Below are 16,170 nucleotides of genomic sequence, written 5' to 3'. Positions count from 1 at the left end.
AGCGCGCTTCGCGTCGCATCGTTGTCACATCCCGTTGATGTTTCGAAACAATGTTCGGCAGGCGTGGCCGAGGATGGCGTTGGACAAGGCGCCGCAAACCGCCCTAAGCTTGCTTGATCCCGGCAACGAGGCCGCCAAGGCACGGTTCTGACGACGATGGACTGGTCCTACTATCTCGTGGGTGGTGCTGTTGTCCTGCTGCTGCTCGCCTATCGGCTGCACGGCGGGCTGTTCAGGAAGGACACGCTGCAGGACGAGCGGCTGAATCGACAGATCGACGAACGCATCGCGCGCATGGACTTCAAGCGCGAGAAGAAGCACGAGCCGTCCCAGCCATAAGACCGGCCAGCCGCGCCGCGCGGATTGTCAGTCAGCCGAGATCGACCGCCGGCCGCGGCAGCCGCGCCAGCTCGCAGGCGAATACGGCAGCTCCGAATCCGCCGAAGTGTGCTTTGACGCCGGCGCGACCTCCGGCACCAGATTCTTCGATGCCGCTGCCGACGCAGTCCGCTGCTGCAAATCCCCTGATGATCCCGTGAACGCCGACCGTCCTGCGGTCGATGTTGCCTTCAAACCGAAGTGCCTGGGCATCGAGTCCTCCATCCAGCTTCTTGTGGCTCACGCCGTGCGTCGTCCCCAGGTCCAATCCGAACACGTCGTTGCGATTCAATCAAAGCGCTTCGCTTGATTGCCCACAAGGACGGAGAGAGCCGTATTATTCCGGTCTTCAGCCGACGTTTCACGTCATCGATCGCGCGTGCCCGCAGTGCAGACTGTGCCACCTCGAGCGCGCAATCGATCACGGTCTGCGCCATGGTGAACTGTCCCGTTGCGCAACCTCCGGTCCAGGGTCGCGCCCGCCGCCCTCCCTTGGCAGGAATCGTGGGATCCTTCCCGTAGCATCACCCATGCCGTGCCTTGTTTCTGTTCTTGCAGCCCGAAACGCGGTATGCAGAATGTCGGATGGGACATCAGCCAATGACCTATTTGATCCTTGCCCGGGACGGCACCAGCCAGATCGTGCTGAAGCGCGACAGCGAAGACGCGGCCGAGAAGAAGGCGCGCGAGCTGAAGGAGATGGGATGGTTCGAGGTCGAGGTCCGCGAGGACCGGGCGGGCGCGGTCGGCGCCACGCCGACCGATCGGTCCCAGACCCTGCAATGAACCGCTTCCTCTGGTGAACCTTTTGCCGGACGGCCCTTACACATGTGTGAGGAGCCGACGATGTCCGACACAGCACATTACCGCTTCCAGTCCGATCAGGCGCGGCGGCTGGCCCGCCAGGTCACCGACGCCGCGGTGCGCGAGAAGCTGCTGGAAATGGCCGAGGAGTACGGCCGCTACGCCGACCTGATCGAGGCGCGCAGCACTGAACGCGCGCCCGCCGAGGCGACTGCTCACTAGGCGGCTCGCCGCTCCGACCCACTACTTTAGCGCGGGACCAAATCTGCGCGAAAATGCCTGAGGATTTGTTCGGAACATTATGCCCTCTCACGCGATTTTCTGCGCATGAGGGTCCGCGAAGCCAACCGCAATCTGCTGCTTCTGGGCAGTTTCACGCTGCTCAGCATGGCCGCGGCCGGCATCGTCGCCCTGCTCGATCCAGCGCCCGCGCCGGCAAACGCGGCACCACCGCCGGCGGCGAATCAGGCATCGGCTAGCGGGCAGACCCCAGTCCGGATCGTCGGTACCCCGTTCGTCCCGAACACCAATCCCCGCCAGCGCTGACTGCCCGACGTACCGCGCGATTGTCACAAATATGTCACCGCACCTGTGAAACAGGCGTCTTCGTCAACCATCACGATGGCGAGTGCTTGATTCCGCGCGGTTGCTTTGCTGGAATCCGCGCGCTCAAGGTGCGCCATGAAGTGGATGAAGGAACGCGATCTCCTGATCGCGCAGACAATGGCTTTCGTACAGTCGGTGAAGGGCAAGCTGCCCGACGCCGGGCTGCCGACGCCTGCCCCACGGACGGCCACGCCAGTGGCGCCTGCCCCGCCGCCCGCCGCCGCGGCGGCCACGGCCGAGGCCAAGCCCAGCCTGGATCACAAGCCGGCCGTGGACGAGACGACCCTTCTGGAGATGAAGGCCGCCCTGGAGATCAAGCCGGCGGCCGAGACCCGGATGGTGACGCCGTCCCCGCTTCCGGTGCCGACCGTGCTCGAGGGGCTGCCCGCTGCGCCGCCGCCTTTGGCAGTGACGGTCGTCGAGGTCCCGCCGCCCCCGGCGCAGCCGCCGCAATTCGCAAGACTCGACATCAGCGGCGACTTCGGATCCGAGGTGCGGGAGCGGGTTGCGAATTTCCGCGCCCAGCAGCAGCGCTTCCTCAGGGAGCGCGAGGAATATTGCACCACGACCATGGCCAAGGTCCGCGCTGCGATCCGCGACAACAGCGAGCTGCCGCGCTCCGGCAAGTAACCGGCATTCCTTCGTCCCTACCGTCTGCCGACCTCAGCCCTGCGCGCCCGATTTCACCGGCTCGGTCAGGAAGCGCCCGCTTGGTCGCGTCAGCGCCGGCTCCTCCAGGGCGTCGCCGGCAGGCTGCCTGCCTTCCGTCATCGATCGCAAGCTGGCGATCGCCTGGGTCATGCGTTCGGCGAATTTGGCCGCGGCGCCGTCGAGGAACGCCTTGTCCTTCGGCTTCGGCCTGGCGATCCGTAGCTCGAAACGCGACGTCCCGTCCGGGCGTTCCAGAACGGCCCGGGTCATGATGATGCGCGGCGCGCCGGGCACCGGCAGCGTGATCCCGACCGTGAAATAATCGACCGGACGCCAGTCGAGCGTTTCCTCGACATTGGTATGGTTGCCGTGGGCGCAATGATTTTTGGTGCCGACCCCGCGCCGCCCCTTGCCCGACTCCTCGACGATGTCGTCGGCGTCCCACCATTTCTGCCATTGCCCGGGCACGGTGATGAACTCCCACACCGTCTGCCGGGGCGCGGCGATGTCGAATTCGAGGATCGCGTAGGCATCGTCGCGCGTCACCTCCATCCGGACCTGCGCGTCGTCCTGCTGCCACGCCGCTTCGAGGTCGCGCGCCCACAGCGTCACGTCGCCGATGATGTCGATGGTCTCCTGATGCGGGATCAGCCCCTGCGCCGCCGGATCGACGCCCATGGCGCGGATCGCCGCATCGCTGTAGAGCACGTAGGCGCGGCCGCCGAGCTTCTCGCCGACGCTGTTCTTGAGCAGCCGGTGGACCAGGATGACGTCGCGGCCGGCAAGCTCCTCCCGGCCGCCCATCTTCTGCTTCACCATCTCGCCGTGATGGATCACGAATTTGAAATCGAGATCGCCCATCGCAACGCAGGCCTTGCACTCGCAGGTCGAGGCCTGGCGGACGTCGCGCAGGCGCCGGCGGAATTTGAAATAGGCGCCCTCGATCGCGTCCTGCAGCAGCGAGCCGTCGATGGTCCCGGTCGCGTAGACGAATGCGGCGTCGCCCTCGAACTTGGCGAGACGAAATGGCGGGCGCAGCCCCTTCACCACCACATCCATGAAATCGGCGATGATATCCTGCGCGTGGTCGAGCTCGACCGCTGCGAGGAAGTTGGTATAGCCGGAGATGTCGGCAATCGCGAAATATGCCGCTTCAGCTTTCGGAAGCATCGAGACCTCCAGCGCAATCGTTTCGTGACGATACGCAGTCTGTCATACCGAAGCGCCTGAGGTCGAGGGCGGTTTAGCGCCCGCCGATCTTCTCCAGCACCGGCAACAGGTATTTCAAGAACTCGCCGGGGTTTTCGCTCATCGGGAAATGGCCGAGGCCTTTCATGATCGTGGCCTCAGCTCCGGCGATGCTGTTCGCCACCGCCAGCGTCTCCTCCGGCGTGCAGGAATAATCGTATTCGCCCGACAGCAGGAACAGCGGGCAGCGTTTCGTGTCGATCTCGGCTATGCGGGCGCGGATGTCGCCGTCGATCTTGTAGAAATAGAGATCGCCCTTGAACACGCCGGGGCCGCCTTGCATGTAGTGCCACAGCGTCTCCCACCGCTCGCTGTCGGGCGCGTCGGGCCCGACCAGCCCAGAGACGATGGCAGCAGCCACCTCGCCGCCATGGACGTCCGGCCGGTGCAGGAAATTCAGATCGTAATAGGGATCGACATGCGCGCCGGCCTGCAGGCCGATGATGGCGCGGAAGCGCTCGGGATGCTCGAGCGCGAGATGCAGCGCGATCCGGCCGCCGATCGAGCAGCCGATCGCGATCGGCCTGTCGAGATCGAGCGCGTCGATCACGGCTAGGATCATCGCGGTGTATTGCGCCGAGGTCAGTTGGTACTCCTCGTCGTGCCAGCCTTGCGGCGGCGACGACTTGCCGTGCCAGGGCATGTCGAAGGCGATGACGCGATGATTGCGCGTCACGCGTGGGTCGTTCATCAGGCCGCGATATTGCCGCCCGTCGGCGCCCGCGGTGTGCAGGCAGAGCAGCGGCGTGCCTTCGCCCGCCTCCTCGACATAGACGCGGTGCAGACGGCCGGACAGCTCGAGCTGCATGTAGCGGCCGACGATCGGCTCGAATTTGGCGCTCATGCCGCCGCTCCCTCGCCGCGCAGCTTGCCGAGCGCCTCCTTGAAGTATCGCAGGTTCGCCATGAAGATCTGCAACTCGCCCTCGGCCCTCAGCACGCGGCGCTTGATCAGCGCCATCAGGTCGTTGGAGCCCGGCGGCGGCCGCTGTTCACAGAACTTGCCCCACTCCTCCTCCGAGGTGCGCAGCGCGAAGGACGACGACGGCATCACGAACGGCCCCTTGGTCACCGCGACGATCCGGCCCTCATGGATCGCGATCAGCCAGGCGGTCTTGCCGATCTCGAGCAGGAATGTCGTCGTGAGGAAGCGGCCCCGCCGCACCAGGCCGGCGTCGCCATTGACCCGTTGCTTCAGCGTTTCGATCATATCAGCTCCCTCCGACGGCCGCCGAGCGGGTCGTTCTCCGGCAATGATGGAAGGAATGCGGGAGCCGTCAATCGGCGCCGGCGTCGCGCGGCCACGGCATTTTCGCGCGGACCGCTACATACGGATTTTGGCTGGAGCCGGGAAAGCGAGAGTCAAAGCCACGACCAGACCAGCGCCACGTTCGCGGCGCAGGCTGCGAGCAGCACAACCGCAAGCGCGAGTTGCACGCGTTCGTAGGGGGGCTGGTGGATCGCTCTCATGGAAGGAAACATCCGGCGATTCTACCCGGAGAGTCCCGGGGATTCTTTTTTCCGGGGTTTACCGCTCATTAAGGACTCAGGGCCCTTCGCGAAAGGGCCGAAATGACTCAATATTTTCAGATGCTTGCCTGGAATCATCATTCACGGTTCCGTGATCGCAACGGCGAGCTCTGAGGAAACCCGGGGCCACCGGTGGCGTTGTCGTGGGTTGTTTGGGGAAACGACGAATGCCGTATGCGCTGTTCTATCAAGACGCCAAGCTGAGCAAGGCGTATCCGACCGAGGCCGACGTCTGGAAGCTTGCCAGGAAATCCGGGCTGGTGGTGGATACGGTCTCGGAAGAGGAAAAGTCCTCGCCCCGCCCGGTGCTGGATAATGACTACGAGATCCGGGCCTGCCAGCTCGAGCCGAACGAGGATCCGGTCAAGAACAAGGCCGATGCCGATCGCGAGGCGCGCCTGGAGCCGCGGTTGAACTGACGATGCTGCTCCGGCCGGTCCCGCATGGCGGGCCGGATGCCGAAAATGCGGTCCGCTTGCCTACGGCGTCGCCGTCGCCAGCGAAGCCTGCTCGGCGGCGAGCGACACGCAAATCTTCCGCCGATGCAGACCCCGGATCGCGCCCGTCACCTTGAGCACCTTGCCCGCCGTGCAGGACGCATCCTGCACCAGCACGACCTCATAGGGCGCGAGCGACAAAGGTTCGGATTTAAGGACAGTCTGGGCAACGCACGGTACAGCGACCGCAGAGAGGATCAGCCCTAACGCAAAACTACGCATGTTTGTTTGTCCACCAGCCCCGGCGTTCCCATAATAACGCATCACGATGAAAGTTCCGTGCAATGCAGGAATTATTTTTTGCATTGCACGATCAGGCGTGAATAGCGGCTGAACAAGCAAGCGTCAGGCCAAAAAAAATGCCAGGCCAACGAAAAAGGCCGGCCCGAAGGCCGGCCTTTCGATCTCGATGAGATACGATCAGTAGCGGGAACCCACCGGGCCGCCCCAGCCGAAGCGGTAGTTGACCCCGAGCTTGACGGTATGTTCGTCGTTCCGGAAGCTCGCGCCGACGATGTCGGCCGGACCGCTGGTGAAGGTGGTTTTGCCGAAATTGTAGTACTGGTACTCGGCCTTCGCCGACCAGTTCGGGGCGAACATGTATTCCAGGCCGGCACCGACCGTGTAGCCATCCTTGTGGCCGCCGTCGGTCGTGAAGGCCGTCGGCACGCCGCCGACCGAGGCCGTGATGTTGTTGTTGTCGCGCCAGGCGTAGCCGCCCTTAGCGTAGAGCAGCGCCGGACCCCAGGTATAGCCGAGCCGGCCGGTCACCGAACCGAGCTGGTCGGTGTTGCCGGTCACCACGGTTCCGGCGGGGAATGTCAGGCCGTTGTTCGAGGAGCTCGGCAGCCAGGAGTACTGCGCCTCGATGCCCATCACCCAGTTGGGGGCGAACTGATAGTCGAAGCCGCCCTGCACGCCACCCATGAAGCGCGCGTCGCTGCCCATCAGATTGTTGCCGTCGGTGAACGCGCCGCCGACATGGCCGCCGATGTAGAAGCCGGTCCAGTTGTAGACGAGCGCCGGTGCGGTATACGGCGGCGGTGCCTTGGTATAGGTGCGGGCCGGCATGTCAGCCGCAAACGCCGGGCCCGCAAGGGCGGCCAGCGCGACTGTGCCGAGCAAAAACTTCTTCATCTCTGATCCCCGTTACGAACGCTGCGCTGTTAAGCCAAACAACGTGACGCCAATTAGGTTGCTTTGGGGCAATGCCGGACCTGTGATGTTTCCAAGCTGTGACGGGGTCGCAACAACGCCCGTTTGTTCCCTGGCACAGAAGGTTTTTTCACCGGTTAAGCAGCCGCATTTCGGCTGCATGTAAGTCGCAAACGGCTAAGTTGAAGTTCAACGCTCCGCGAAAAGTGATCGGAGTTCGCTAACGTTTCGATCAGGCCGCCGGTCAGGGTTGCGACCAGCCACCGCGGTTTTAGCGCGCCATCTTCTCCAGTTCCGGAAATGCCGCGTAGGACGCGCCGGCGCACTGTTCGGCGGCATTGTCGAGGATGCGGTCGAGCCGGCCGTCGACGAACATGACGCCGTGCTCCCGGGCCGGCCGGTAATTGCCGTCGGCGTCCTTCGCGCTGTAGCGCAGGCACACCACGTAGCGCAGCCGGCCGCCGACCGTGCGCTGCGCCGGATCGGCAATCGCGGCCTCGCGGACTCCGACCGGGTTGTTCAGGTAGGTCCGCATGAAGGCGAGGATCTGCTCGCGGTAACGGTCCGGGAACGGCTGGTTGGCGACGCCGCGGTCATCGGTGAAGGTGGTCGGCCCGCCGCCATCGTCGCTGGTGAGGCAGCCGGCCAGCGGGATCGAGAGCAGCAGGATTGCCGCCAGTCGTGATGCAGTCCGCAAAGTCAGCTGTTTCATGTTGCCCCGGCCGCGTCTCATAGACCGGCGGGTGACGAAAGGGAATTCGCAACTCGGTTATTCCTGAACAGAAACGACCGGCGTCCGGGTCTCAGCCAATACCGAAACGCACTCCGGCCCGCCGCCATTGGGGAAGCAATGGACAAGCGGGCCGGTTCTGCATCCAAAGGAAGCAGCGGGGCAATGTGGATCGAACTACGTCCCTCGGATCAGGTTCAGTCGCGCTGATCAGCCGCGCTTGGCCGGCACGACGTGCTTGGTGGCGACCTTGGCCGGAATGTGCTTGGAGGCGTGCTTGGTCGCGTGCTTCGGCGACTTCACCTTCAGCATGCCCATGTGCTTGTGGTGGCGGTGATGGCGATAGTGCTTGTGGTGCATCCGGGCGTTGGCGTTGCGCACCTTCGCGGGCAGCTGCTCGCTCTTGACGACGGGGGCAGCCTTGGTCGCCGGGGCGGTCGTGGTCGCCGGCGCGGGGGTTGCGGTCTTGCCGGTCTCGGCGGCCAGCGCGGGCGCTGCGATCACGGACATGGCGAGCAGCGCGGCGGAAATCGTCTTCAACATGGTGGTCCTCCTCTGCGGGATCGAGAGGTCTCCGGCCGGATGGTCGGCCTCACCGATCAATGCATGCGAACTTAGGGGTCACGCACTGAACCCGTTCTGAAGGGCATGGACGGAATTCATTCATGTGAATGACATCTTGGTCATGTTGCCGCTGCGGCCGGCCGCTCGCCGACATCACGCAATCGTGGATTCGGCCGGGAATGTTCTGCACCCCTGGGTGTTCAAGTCATCAGGCTTCGGTGTAGGATTGCCGAGCACGATCAGGAACGATCAGGAGCAACCAGGAATGAGCAAGACGCCGCAGTTTCGTTGGAAAATTTTGGGCCTCGCAGTGCTCTCGATGACCCTCGCCGCCGCGCCGGTCGTCTCGGCCTATGCCGCGGGCAGCGACAATCCCTCGCCGCCGGCTTCCGACAGCGGCAGCAAGGGCAAGAAGGCGAAGAAGGACAAGAGCTCCGCGATCGACGATCAGAAGTTCCTGGCCGGCTATCGCGCAGCCTATACCACGATCTACGACAAGCACGATTACACCGCCGCGATCGAGCAGCTGAAGGCGCTCGGCCAGGACGACCGTGCCGACGTCGCCAACCTGATCGGCTACTCCTATCGCAAGCTCGGCGACTACAAGGTCTCGCAGATCTGGTACGAGCGCGCGCTGAAGGCCGACCCGGCCCATGTTCGCACCTGGCAGTATTACGGCCTCTGGCAGGTCGAACAGGGCAACCGCGACCAGGCGCAGTATCACCTGAACCGCATCGCCCAGCTCGCCGGCACCAACAGCGACGAATACCGCTCGCTCGCCGCAGCGCTGGAGAAGCCCCCGGGCACCGGCCTGGTTTACTGAACGGTCGACCGTCTCCCCAATCGAGCCGGCGTGGTCACAACGACCACGCCGGTTTTTTTGCAGCCGTTGCAGCGTAGGTGGAGCGACTTGTCCGCCGTAGCTCGAAGAGCGAAGGCGGAAGCGATACCCATCATGCCTCCGCGCTGATCGAAGGTGATGGGTTTCGCTGCGCTCTAGCCATCTTGGGAGCTAGTGGCCGCTCGCGCAGCATAGGCATCGAGCACATCGTCGGCGCTGTAAGACGGACGCGCCGCGAAATCGTCGCGCAGGCCGAGCCGCGCCGATGTCCTGAGCCGCGCGGCAGTCGCTTCGGTCATGATCGGTAGCAGGCCGATTTCCCGCAGCCCCTCCGCGACGCCGTCCATCTCCACGGCACGGCGCTCGGCGTGCAGCACATCGGTGCGCACGCACATGTCGACGAATTTGCTGTAGCGCGTCGCGTCCATCGGTTCGCAAATGCCGCGCAGCGCTTCGCTGCGAACCCCCGCGAGCGAGGCTGCGGTCAGCGCTTCCACGATCAGCGCCTCCATGCCCTTCGTCACGACGCTGCGCAGCATCTTCACCGCTGCCGCGGTGCCGGCCTCCGGGCCGGCAAGCTCGATCGTAAAGCCCAGCGGCGCGAACGCCTCGGCAAAGCGCGCGGCGCCGTTGCCCGAGCAGTACAGCGGCACTGCCGCGCCATAGATGCTGACCGCGCCCATCAGATTGGCATCGACATAGGCGCCACCATTCGCCGCCACGGCCTCGCCGACTGATCGCTTGATCCTCGGCGTGGACGCGTTGACGTCGACCACCAGCATGTCAGGCCGAACCAGGCTGGCGATGGCTTGGCCCACTGGCGCGGCCGTCGCGACCACGACCGCCGAGAACACGATGTCGGCGCGCGCCATCAGCGCTGGCAGGCTGTCGACCAGTTCGACCCCGCAGGCGGACGCCATGCCCCGGAACGCATCCGAATACGGCGGACGATTGGTGTTGCCCTCGCAAAACACCAACGGCGCCGCACCGTCCTTGCTTGCGAGGTGGGCGGCGAAGCACTGCGCTGCCTCGCCGAAGCCGACAAAGCCGATGCGCATGCGGGTCATCACAACCTCTTGCGTCATGCAACTCTCACGAAGCAAGAACCGTGCCCGGATGCGACGGTTTCTCACGATCCGGCGGCGATCCCGACCTCGCGCCGGCGGCCGAGAATGGCGACCATGACCAGCGCGCCGACCGAACAGGCGAAGGCGAGCTCCAGCACGGCGTTGCTGCCGAACCGGGTCAGCAGATAGGCGAGCGCCGGCGGCGAGGCCGCCGAGATCAGGTTGAGCGGCAACGCGATATGCGAGGTCGTCTTGGCGAACGCACTCTTGTCGTAGAACACCAGCGGGATCGTCGCCCGCGCCACTGCGCACCGATCGCACTCTTCGCGTTCCGCCCGGCCACTCGTTCAGCATGATGTAGGCGGCCGTGCTCAGCGCCGCGCTTCCGGCCATCCCAAGTATCGTCCAGGCGATGAAGTAACCCGCCGCGTCATGCGCGCAGGCGAGAGCGATGAACCCGAGCGCGGCGACCGCGCTGCCGGTCATCATCACCCGCCGCGCGCCGACCCGCCGGAACGGTTCCACCAGCAGCGGGCCGCACAGGCCCATGGTTACGTAGAGCGTCGAGGTGCCGCCGAACACCAGCGGCAGCGAAAGGTGGAGATCGGCCGCAATCCGGTGGCCGGCAATCGCCGGCAGGCCAAGCGTGCCCCAGCCGACGATCTGCGCAACCGCTAGGACGACCAGCACGCGGCCGATCTGCCGATCCATCCCAAGGAGCTGTCCAAGAACCTGTCCAAGAACCTGCGCCCGGCTCGCCCCGGCCATGACCAGCCCATCGCATTCAATCAGAACGCTGGGCTAACCGACCTGGCGTGACAGGATCAAGACAGTGGCGCGTCGCACCGCTTCGGGAGGTGTTTAATCAAGAAGAGTTCCAAAGAATACGAACGATTGCAGATAGTTACGGGTAGTGCTCGAGGCGCCGGTCCGGCTTCTGCGGAAGGCTCGTGCCGACCGTGCCGCCATCGGCGGTGTCCGCCGGCCTTGCCGGGCGCGCGGCCCGCTCGATCGGCGGCGCGCCCTCGCCCGTCTTCCCTGTGTCGTTCAGCGCCTGGCCGGTGGTGGTCAATTTGGTGGCCTGCCCGGTCCCGGCCGAAGGGCCGGAGCTCTGCGCCAACACGGTTCCCGACAGCACCAGAGCCGCCATCAGTATCGCCGCGTTGACTGTCATGGGGAGCCTTCTGCACATCGACAATGCACAGCAACGCGCCACGACCGATCGCGTTCCAACGCCGGCGCATCGCCGGCGCGGCAGAGTTAATATCAATCACCGGCGGCGGATCGCCCCGGCGGGGACGGCTCAACCGGAGTCCACGAAGCCAACATGCAACTGCTCTCCACCCTGACCTGCCCGGCCTGCGGCTTCGCCAAGGCCGAGACCATGCCGACCGACGCCTGCCAGTTCTTCTACGACTGCGCGGACTGCGGCATTCGCCTCAAGCCCAAGGCCGGCGATTGCTGCGTGTTCTGCTCCTACGGCTCGGTGCCGTGCCCTCCGGTCCAGGCGAACGGACAATGCTGCGGCGATGCCGCGTGTGGCGGCCGATGATCGGCTTGCGAACAGTGCGACCGGCATCGCGCGCCGAACGCCGCGACCCCGGTCATCGCCTCACTTCGTCTTCTGGATCGCCGTGACGGTGTAGCCGCCGTCGCCTTCCTGGGCTTCGAACTTGACCTTGTCGCCGACCTTCACCTGCTTGAGCAGCGCGGGATCCTTGACCCGGTAGACCATGGTCATCGGCTCATCCATGCCGAGGCTCCTGGCCGGGCCGTGCTTGAGCGTGATCTTGCCCGCGCCCTCGTCGATCTTCTTGACCTCGCCGTTGATCGCTGCGGCCTGCGCGAACGTCGCGCCCAGCGTCAGCGCCAGCGCGGCGGCGCCAGCGCCTGCAATCCGGATCATCCTGTTCATCATTGTCGTCCTTCTCGTTGCTGGTTTCATTTCACGATGACGCGGCCGGTCATCCCGTACTCGCGGTGATCGGGGATCAGGCAGGCATATTCGAACGTCCCGGCCTTGGTGAACTTCCAGACGATCTCCGCGCTCTTCTTCGGCGCCACGCGAACGCCGTTCGGATCGTCGTGCTCCATGTGCGGATGCTTCTTCATCACCTCCGCATGCTTCAAATTCTCCGCGGTGGTCGCCAGCAGGAATTCGTGATCCTCGGTGCCGGCATTCCTGATCACGAATCGGATCTGCTCGCCGCGCTTGACCTCGACGCGGAACGGCGTGAACTCCATCTCCTTCATCTCGATCTCGACCGTGCGCGACGGCTTGCCGGGATCGCCGGGCTCGCCCGCCGAATAGGATTGGTGATCGTGCTTTTCGTGGCCGCGCGACGGCACGGCGGTGAGCGACAGCGCAGCGAGCGCGATGCCGATCGTGGTGATGTTCTTCACTGGAGTCTCCATTTTTGATTTGCTGCGTGTTGTTCGTGGGCGATGGGCGTGATCCGCTACATCTTCATTCCCCTCATCGATGGCTTGGCGTTTCGCTCGGGCGCGGCCGGTGGCTGCCGCGCGGGCTCGGCGGCCGGCGCGTCGACCTCGTAGGCAACGGTGCCCGGCGGATAATTGTAGGGACCGGGATCGCTGTAATCGTCGCGGCCGAGCCCCTCGCGGATCTTCATCACCGTGAACATGCCGCCCATCTCGATCGACCCGAACGGCCCGATGCCGGTCATCATCGGCAGCGTGTTGTCGGGCGCGGGCATCTCCATGTTGCCCATCGCCATCCCGGTCGATCCCATCACCATGGCGTCAGGCGCGAGCTTGCCGACCACCTTCGCGAGATCCTGCCGCGACACGCCGATGAAATTCCTGACGTCGTGACCCATCGCGTTCATGGTGTGGTGCGACTTGTGGCAGTGGAACGCCCAGTCGCCCGGATTGTCGGCGAGCATGTCGAAGGCCCTGACCGCACCGACCGGCACGTCGGTCGTGGTCTCCGGATATTGCGCACTCTCCGGCACCCAGCCGCCGTCGGTGCAGGTCACCCTGAAATTGTGCCCGTGCACATGGATCGGATGGTTGGTCATGGTCAGGTTGCCGATCCGCACCCGGATCCTGTCGCCGAGCCGGATCGGCATCGGATCGATGCCGGGATAGACCCGGCTGTTCCAGGTCCACATGTTGAAGTCGGTCATCTCGTTGACCTTCGGCAGGTACGTGCCAGGGTCGATCAGGTAGCTGCTCATGATGAAGACGAAGTCGCGGTCGACCGGGCGGAATGCCGGGTCGCGCGGGTGCACGATGAACATCCCCATCATGCCCATCGCCATCTGCACCATCTCGTCGGAATGGGGATGGTACATGAAGGTCCCGCTGTGCTTGAGCTCGAACTCGTAGACGAAGGTCTTGCCCGGCTTGATGTGCGGCTGGTTGAGACCGCCGACACCGTCCATGCCTGCCGGCACGATCATGCCGTGCCAGTGCACCGTGGTGTGCTCCGGCAATTTGTTGGTGACGAAGATGCGCACCTTGTCGCCCTCGACCGCCTCGATGGTCGGGCCCGGCGCCTGGCCGTTATAGCCCCAGAGATTGGCCTTCATGCCGTCGGCGAATTCGCGCACCACGGGCTCGGCGACGAGATGGAATTCCTTCCAGTCGCCGTTCATCCGCCACGGCAGCGTCCAGCCGTTGAGCGTGACCACGGGCCGGTAGTCGGGCCCGCTGGTCGGATGCAGCGGCGGCTGCGTCACCGCCTTGTCCATGGTTGGTGCTTCCGGGATGGCAGCGGCCTGCACCCGGCCGGTGACTGCGCTCGCCGTCACCAGCGCCGCGCTGCCGAGAAATCCACGCCGTGAGAACATCGTGTTGTCTCCATTCAATGATCGCTGGCGGCGGGTGCGGCCGAAGCGACGGACGATGGTGCCGATGCTGCGCCGGCCGAACCGCCGCCGTTGATCGCGGTTTGCAGATCGGATTGCGCCAGCCAGAAGTCACGCCTGGCGTCGATCGCCGCGCGCAGCGAGGCGAGCCGCTGCCGCGCTTCGGTCAGCAGCGCGAACACGTCGACCTGCATGCTGGAGAAGCGCAGCTGCATCTCCTCGGTGATGATCTGCCGCAGCGGCAGCACCTCGCGCTGGTAGTGGCGCGCGATGTCGTAGGTCGAGCGGTAGACGCGGTAGGCGTCGCGCGCCTCGGAGCGGACGTTGATCGCCTTCTCGGTCAGGCGGTTCATCGCCTGCCGGTAGGTCTCGGCCGCCTGCCGGACCCGCACCTCGCCGCCATCGAAAATCGGGATCTGGAACTGGACGTCGAAGCCGCGTTCCCTGAACGGTGGGCCTTCGGGATCCTGCGTCCGCCTGTCGATGCCGGCGACGTCGAGCAGCGTGACGAAGCGGGTCGCCTCGGTGAGATCGAGCGCCTTGGCGAGGGCTATGATTTCCATCCGCGCGATCTGCAGATCGACGCGGTGACCGACCGCGGCGACCTCGATCGACGGCTGTTGCAGTGGCCGCTTCGGCAGCAACGGCAGCCGGTCCGCAATCCGGAAGCCGAGATCGCCGTCCCACAATCCGAGCAGGCGCGCCAGCCGCTCGCGCGCGCTCGCCGCGTTCTGCCGCGCGCTGGCGAGGTCAGCCGTGATCTCGGCGTAGAACACCTGCTCGCGGGTCTGGTCGAGCTTGTTCATGCCGCCGGTCTCGCCGAGCTTTTTTGCAAGTTGCGCAGTCGACTCCGCGGTCGCCTTCGCATCCGTCAGCAGCGCGACCGTCTCGTTGGCGGCGACCGCGGCAACGTGGCTGCGCCGGACCTCGGCGGCGAGCCGCAGGGTGGCGAGCGCGGCCTTGAGCTGCGCCTGCCGGAAACGCTCGCGTGCGATCTCGGAGCGGACCGGCAGCGTCGCCAGCGCCAGGATGTCGCCGACCACCTGCCGCTCGACCTCGCTGGCGCCGTTGCCGGTGATGCGCTGTAACGAGAAGGTCGGGTTCGGCGGCAGGCTGTCGGCGACCAGGTCGGTCTCCGCCAGCGCCAGCTCGTTATAGGCCGCCTGCAAACCCTTGTTGTTCAACAGCGCGACCTGCACGGCGGCATCCGCCGTCAAATTGCGCGCCAGCAGCCGCTTCACTAGGGCATCGGTGGTCGCGGCCTCGTCCGCGGAACGCACGAAGGCGACGTCCTTGCCGATCGCCCTCTCCGTCACTTCGGAGACCACGCCCATGCCGGTGTCGGGCGAGAACGACGCGCAGCCCGCGAGCGCGGATGTCAGCAGCAGGATCGGCGCAATGGCCAGATGTCGCATGGCGCCCTCCTACCGGTCCGATTTGGCCGGCGGCGTCACGCCGTCATTGCGCTCGCGCCAGGGTAGCGGCGTCGCCGGACGCAGGCTTTCGTAAGGCGCAATCGTCGAGCGGTAGCCGACACCGGCCGTGCGCGCCGACGGATTTGCCGGATCGCCCGCGACGGCGACCGGCCGTCCATCGGCGATGCAGCCGGCGAGCGGCGCGGCCGCGAGCATGACGGCGGCGATCCGCGGCACGAATGTGGGTAGCGCGCGCCGGCCACGCTGCGTGGCTACGGCGGCGAGCCTCGCCCCGAGATGCGAAAACATGGGTCTGTCCCGATCATCAGTGAATCACAGGCATGCGCACGCGAGCCCGCGGCGCAGCCACGATGTCAGCTCAGGATCAGGCGATGGGGGGACGATAGAGTAGCGCCGGCGCCTCGCTGCGCAGGCTCTGAATGGCCTCGGCGAGACGGGTCGCGATCGGGTGCAAGGGACCGGCGACCAGGGGAAGATCGGCCGGCAGCGCCGATACGCACATCAAGGCGCAGCACGGGCCCGGCATGTTCTTGCCGTCGTGGCTGTGCGTTGCGGGTTGAGCACCATCGTCCGCGTGATGCATGTGCATGCCGCCATGATCGTGGGCGGCATGATCATGCGCGACATGCTCGGCATGTGCCATCGGCATCGCGGCATCATGCATGTGCACCGCGACGGCCGGCTGGACCTCGTCGGTCAGGCATGGAAACGGCGCCCCGAATGCCAGCGCAAATGGCGGCGCGATCACGCAGAACAGATAGGCCAGGATGATGGAACATCCCGCCCGCACCCGCCCTCGCCTGTTCAACCGCACCAACACCCGCCCGATCG

Annotated in this window: 26 protein-coding genes; 9 read left to right on the top strand and 17 right to left on the bottom strand. The window is 65.4% G+C overall.

Features of this window, described 5'->3' with window-relative positions; genetic code table 11:
* Positions 1 to 156: 156 nt before the first annotated feature.
* Positions 157 to 339, top strand: a complete 183-nt coding sequence (locus ACVINW_RS27000) for a hypothetical protein (protein WP_456754111.1) — start codon at positions 157 to 159, stop codon at positions 337 to 339.
* Positions 340 to 370: 31 nt separating this feature from the next.
* Here the strand turns inward: ACVINW_RS27000 and ACVINW_RS26995 are convergent, their stop codons facing one another.
* Positions 371 to 670: a hypothetical protein gene (locus tag ACVINW_RS26995; protein WP_456754110.1), complete on the bottom strand. Its 300-nt coding sequence runs from the start codon at positions 668 to 670 to the stop codon at positions 371 to 373.
* Positions 671 to 978: 308 nt separating this feature from the next.
* On the opposite strand from ACVINW_RS26995, the gene ACVINW_RS26990 reads away from it, so the two are divergent.
* The 4 genes from ACVINW_RS26990 to ACVINW_RS26975 all read left to right on the top strand — a co-directional run bounded on the left by ACVINW_RS26990 (position 979) and on the right by ACVINW_RS26975 (position 2,418).
* Complete coding sequence (locus ACVINW_RS26990) at positions 979 to 1,164, top strand: hypothetical protein (protein WP_456754109.1); 186 nt, start codon at positions 979 to 981, stop codon at positions 1,162 to 1,164.
* Positions 1,165 to 1,224: 60 nt separating this feature from the next.
* On the top strand, positions 1,225 to 1,404 hold the full coding sequence (locus ACVINW_RS26985; protein ID WP_456754108.1) for a hypothetical protein: 180 nt from the start codon (positions 1,225 to 1,227) through the stop codon (positions 1,402 to 1,404).
* A gap of 105 nt (positions 1,405 to 1,509) precedes the next feature.
* Complete coding sequence (locus ACVINW_RS26980; RefSeq protein ID WP_456754107.1) at positions 1,510 to 1,728, top strand: hypothetical protein; 219 nt, start codon at positions 1,510 to 1,512, stop codon at positions 1,726 to 1,728.
* Between the two features lie 135 nt (positions 1,729 to 1,863).
* Positions 1,864 to 2,418, top strand: coding sequence for a hypothetical protein (locus ACVINW_RS26975; RefSeq protein ID WP_456754106.1), 555 nt, complete (start codon positions 1,864 to 1,866; stop codon positions 2,416 to 2,418).
* A gap of 33 nt (positions 2,419 to 2,451) precedes the next feature.
* Here ACVINW_RS26975 and ACVINW_RS26970 read toward each other — a convergent pair whose 3' ends face one another.
* From ACVINW_RS26970 to ACVINW_RS26960, 3 genes are all read right to left on the bottom strand, one after another.
* Complete coding sequence (locus tag ACVINW_RS26970) at positions 2,452 to 3,609, bottom strand: DUF2652 domain-containing protein (RefSeq protein WP_456754105.1); 1,158 nt, start codon at positions 3,607 to 3,609, stop codon at positions 2,452 to 2,454.
* Between the two features lie 73 nt (positions 3,610 to 3,682).
* Entirely contained in the window at positions 3,683 to 4,531 is an 849-nt protein-coding gene (locus ACVINW_RS26965; RefSeq protein ID WP_456754104.1) for an alpha/beta fold hydrolase, read from the bottom strand.
* Positions 4,528 to 4,896: a hypothetical protein gene (locus ACVINW_RS26960; RefSeq protein WP_456754103.1), complete on the bottom strand. Its 369-nt coding sequence runs from the start codon at positions 4,894 to 4,896 to the stop codon at positions 4,528 to 4,530. Before ACVINW_RS26960 ends, ACVINW_RS26965 begins: the two co-directional genes overlap by 4 nt.
* 487 nt (positions 4,897 to 5,383) lie before the next feature.
* On the opposite strand from ACVINW_RS26960, the gene ACVINW_RS26955 reads away from it, so the two are divergent.
* Positions 5,384 to 5,635 carry a hypothetical protein gene (locus ACVINW_RS26955; protein WP_456754102.1) on the top strand — a complete coding sequence of 84 codons (252 nt, stop codon included), beginning with the start codon at positions 5,384 to 5,386 and terminating at the stop codon, positions 5,633 to 5,635.
* 60 nt (positions 5,636 to 5,695) lie between these two features.
* On the opposite strand, the gene ACVINW_RS26950 is transcribed toward ACVINW_RS26955, so the two are convergent.
* The 4 genes from ACVINW_RS26950 to ACVINW_RS26935 all read right to left on the bottom strand — a co-directional run bounded on the left by ACVINW_RS26950 (position 5,696) and on the right by ACVINW_RS26935 (position 8,141).
* Positions 5,696 to 6,019: a hypothetical protein gene (locus ACVINW_RS26950; protein WP_456754101.1), complete on the bottom strand. Its 324-nt coding sequence runs from the start codon at positions 6,017 to 6,019 to the stop codon at positions 5,696 to 5,698.
* Between the two features lie 114 nt (positions 6,020 to 6,133).
* Positions 6,134 to 6,850, bottom strand: coding sequence for an outer membrane protein (locus ACVINW_RS26945; protein ID WP_456754100.1), 717 nt, complete (start codon positions 6,848 to 6,850; stop codon positions 6,134 to 6,136).
* A gap of 289 nt (positions 6,851 to 7,139) precedes the next feature.
* Positions 7,140 to 7,580: a hypothetical protein gene (locus ACVINW_RS26940; protein WP_456754099.1), complete on the bottom strand. Its 441-nt coding sequence runs from the start codon at positions 7,578 to 7,580 to the stop codon at positions 7,140 to 7,142.
* Positions 7,581 to 7,808: 228 nt separating this feature from the next.
* Positions 7,809 to 8,141, bottom strand: coding sequence for a His-rich protein BRANT (locus ACVINW_RS26935; RefSeq protein WP_456754098.1), 333 nt, complete (start codon positions 8,139 to 8,141; stop codon positions 7,809 to 7,811).
* A gap of 286 nt (positions 8,142 to 8,427) precedes the next feature.
* Here ACVINW_RS26935 and ACVINW_RS26930 point away from each other — a divergent pair, with 286 nt between their 5' ends.
* Positions 8,428 to 8,985, top strand: coding sequence for a tetratricopeptide repeat protein (locus tag ACVINW_RS26930; protein ID WP_456754097.1), 558 nt, complete (start codon positions 8,428 to 8,430; stop codon positions 8,983 to 8,985).
* A 173-nt stretch (positions 8,986 to 9,158) separates the two neighbouring features.
* Here ACVINW_RS26930 and ACVINW_RS26925 read toward each other — a convergent pair whose 3' ends face one another.
* Together ACVINW_RS26925 and ACVINW_RS26920 are read right to left on the bottom strand one after the other, a co-directional pair.
* Entirely contained in the window at positions 9,159 to 10,088 is a 930-nt protein-coding gene (locus ACVINW_RS26925) for a DUF1932 domain-containing protein (RefSeq protein ID WP_456754096.1), read from the bottom strand.
* Positions 10,089 to 10,132: 44 nt separating this feature from the next.
* Complete coding sequence (locus tag ACVINW_RS26920; protein WP_456754095.1) at positions 10,133 to 10,375, bottom strand: hypothetical protein; 243 nt, start codon at positions 10,373 to 10,375, stop codon at positions 10,133 to 10,135.
* 127 nt (positions 10,376 to 10,502) lie between these two features.
* On the opposite strand from ACVINW_RS26920, the gene ACVINW_RS26915 reads away from it, so the two are divergent.
* Positions 10,503 to 10,748 carry a hypothetical protein gene (locus tag ACVINW_RS26915; protein ID WP_456754094.1) on the top strand — a complete coding sequence of 82 codons (246 nt, stop codon included), beginning with the start codon at positions 10,503 to 10,505 and terminating at the stop codon, positions 10,746 to 10,748.
* Between the two features lie 226 nt (positions 10,749 to 10,974).
* Here the strand turns inward: ACVINW_RS26915 and ACVINW_RS26910 are convergent, their stop codons facing one another.
* Positions 10,975 to 11,244 (bottom strand): hypothetical protein, encoded by a 270-nt coding sequence (locus ACVINW_RS26910; RefSeq protein WP_456754093.1) that lies wholly within the window; start codon positions 11,242 to 11,244, stop codon positions 10,975 to 10,977.
* A gap of 153 nt (positions 11,245 to 11,397) precedes the next feature.
* Here ACVINW_RS26910 and ACVINW_RS26905 point away from each other — a divergent pair, with 153 nt between their 5' ends.
* Complete coding sequence (locus ACVINW_RS26905; RefSeq protein ID WP_456754092.1) at positions 11,398 to 11,622, top strand: GDCCVxC domain-containing (seleno)protein; 225 nt, start codon at positions 11,398 to 11,400, stop codon at positions 11,620 to 11,622.
* Between the two features lie 60 nt (positions 11,623 to 11,682).
* On the opposite strand, the gene ACVINW_RS26900 is transcribed toward ACVINW_RS26905, so the two are convergent.
* The 6 genes from ACVINW_RS26900 to ACVINW_RS26875 form a co-directional block, all read right to left on the bottom strand.
* On the bottom strand, positions 11,683 to 11,985 hold the full coding sequence (locus tag ACVINW_RS26900; RefSeq protein WP_456754091.1) for a copper-binding protein: 303 nt from the start codon (positions 11,983 to 11,985) through the stop codon (positions 11,683 to 11,685).
* A gap of 26 nt (positions 11,986 to 12,011) precedes the next feature.
* Positions 12,012 to 12,485 (bottom strand): cupredoxin domain-containing protein, encoded by a 474-nt coding sequence (locus ACVINW_RS26895; RefSeq protein ID WP_456754090.1) that lies wholly within the window; start codon positions 12,483 to 12,485, stop codon positions 12,012 to 12,014.
* Positions 12,486 to 12,529: 44 nt separating this feature from the next.
* The gene (locus ACVINW_RS26890; RefSeq protein ID WP_456754089.1) at positions 12,530 to 13,885 is read right to left on the bottom strand and encodes a multicopper oxidase family protein; all 1,356 of its coding nucleotides are present in this window, start codon (positions 13,883 to 13,885) and stop codon (positions 12,530 to 12,532) included.
* A gap of 14 nt (positions 13,886 to 13,899) precedes the next feature.
* Complete coding sequence (locus tag ACVINW_RS26885; RefSeq protein WP_456754088.1) at positions 13,900 to 15,318, bottom strand: TolC family protein; 1,419 nt, start codon at positions 15,316 to 15,318, stop codon at positions 13,900 to 13,902.
* Positions 15,319 to 15,327: 9 nt separating this feature from the next.
* Complete coding sequence (locus tag ACVINW_RS26880; RefSeq protein WP_456754087.1) at positions 15,328 to 15,627, bottom strand: hypothetical protein; 300 nt, start codon at positions 15,625 to 15,627, stop codon at positions 15,328 to 15,330.
* Between the two features lie 76 nt (positions 15,628 to 15,703).
* Positions 15,704 to 16,153, bottom strand: coding sequence for a hypothetical protein (locus ACVINW_RS26875; RefSeq protein WP_456754086.1), 450 nt, complete (start codon positions 16,151 to 16,153; stop codon positions 15,704 to 15,706).
* Positions 16,154 to 16,170 lie beyond the last annotated feature (17 nt).

Source organism: Bradyrhizobium sp. USDA 4461, assembly GCF_054055655.1.
The sequence above is the reverse complement of the archived record's forward strand: the minus strand, read 5'-3'. Positions and strand labels throughout refer to the sequence as shown.

Bases quoted from the DNA above. Each gene is read 5' to 3' on its own strand.
- ACVINW_RS27000 (WP_456754111.1), top strand. From the start codon at position 157: ATGGACTGGTCCTACTATCTCGTGGGTGGTGCTGTTGTCCTGCTGCTG.
- ACVINW_RS26990 (WP_456754109.1), top strand. From the start codon at position 979: ATGACCTATTTGATCCTTGCCCGGGACGGCACCAGCCAGATCGTGCTG.
- ACVINW_RS26985 (WP_456754108.1), top strand. From the start codon at position 1,225: ATGTCCGACACAGCACATTACCGCTTCCAGTCCGATCAGGCGCGGCGG.
- ACVINW_RS26980 (WP_456754107.1), top strand. From the start codon at position 1,510: ATGAGGGTCCGCGAAGCCAACCGCAATCTGCTGCTTCTGGGCAGTTTC.
- ACVINW_RS26975 (WP_456754106.1), top strand. From the start codon at position 1,864: ATGAAGTGGATGAAGGAACGCGATCTCCTGATCGCGCAGACAATGGCT.
- ACVINW_RS26970 (WP_456754105.1), bottom strand. From the start codon at position 3,609: ATGCTTCCGAAAGCTGAAGCGGCATATTTCGCGATTGCCGACATCTCC.
- ACVINW_RS26965 (WP_456754104.1), bottom strand. From the start codon at position 4,531: ATGAGCGCCAAATTCGAGCCGATCGTCGGCCGCTACATGCAGCTCGAG.
- ACVINW_RS26960 (WP_456754103.1), bottom strand. From the start codon at position 4,896: ATGATCGAAACGCTGAAGCAACGGGTCAATGGCGACGCCGGCCTGGTG.
- ACVINW_RS26955 (WP_456754102.1), top strand. From the start codon at position 5,384: ATGCCGTATGCGCTGTTCTATCAAGACGCCAAGCTGAGCAAGGCGTAT.
- ACVINW_RS26950 (WP_456754101.1), bottom strand. From the start codon at position 6,019: ATGCAAAAAATAATTCCTGCATTGCACGGAACTTTCATCGTGATGCGT.
- ACVINW_RS26945 (WP_456754100.1), bottom strand. From the start codon at position 6,850: ATGAAGAAGTTTTTGCTCGGCACAGTCGCGCTGGCCGCCCTTGCGGGC.
- ACVINW_RS26940 (WP_456754099.1), bottom strand. From the start codon at position 7,580: ATGAAACAGCTGACTTTGCGGACTGCATCACGACTGGCGGCAATCCTG.
- ACVINW_RS26935 (WP_456754098.1), bottom strand. From the start codon at position 8,141: ATGTTGAAGACGATTTCCGCCGCGCTGCTCGCCATGTCCGTGATCGCA.
- ACVINW_RS26930 (WP_456754097.1), top strand. From the start codon at position 8,428: ATGAGCAAGACGCCGCAGTTTCGTTGGAAAATTTTGGGCCTCGCAGTG.
- ACVINW_RS26925 (WP_456754096.1), bottom strand. From the start codon at position 10,088: ATGACGCAAGAGGTTGTGATGACCCGCATGCGCATCGGCTTTGTCGGC.
- ACVINW_RS26915 (WP_456754094.1), top strand. From the start codon at position 10,503: ATGCGCGCAGGCGAGAGCGATGAACCCGAGCGCGGCGACCGCGCTGCC.
- ACVINW_RS26910 (WP_456754093.1), bottom strand. From the start codon at position 11,244: ATGACAGTCAACGCGGCGATACTGATGGCGGCTCTGGTGCTGTCGGGA.
- ACVINW_RS26905 (WP_456754092.1), top strand. From the start codon at position 11,398: ATGCAACTGCTCTCCACCCTGACCTGCCCGGCCTGCGGCTTCGCCAAG.
- ACVINW_RS26900 (WP_456754091.1), bottom strand. From the start codon at position 11,985: ATGAACAGGATGATCCGGATTGCAGGCGCTGGCGCCGCCGCGCTGGCG.
- ACVINW_RS26895 (WP_456754090.1), bottom strand. From the start codon at position 12,485: ATGGAGACTCCAGTGAAGAACATCACCACGATCGGCATCGCGCTCGCT.
- ACVINW_RS26890 (WP_456754089.1), bottom strand. From the start codon at position 13,885: ATGTTCTCACGGCGTGGATTTCTCGGCAGCGCGGCGCTGGTGACGGCG.
- ACVINW_RS26885 (WP_456754088.1), bottom strand. From the start codon at position 15,318: ATGCGACATCTGGCCATTGCGCCGATCCTGCTGCTGACATCCGCGCTC.
- ACVINW_RS26880 (WP_456754087.1), bottom strand. From the start codon at position 15,627: ATGTTTTCGCATCTCGGGGCGAGGCTCGCCGCCGTAGCCACGCAGCGT.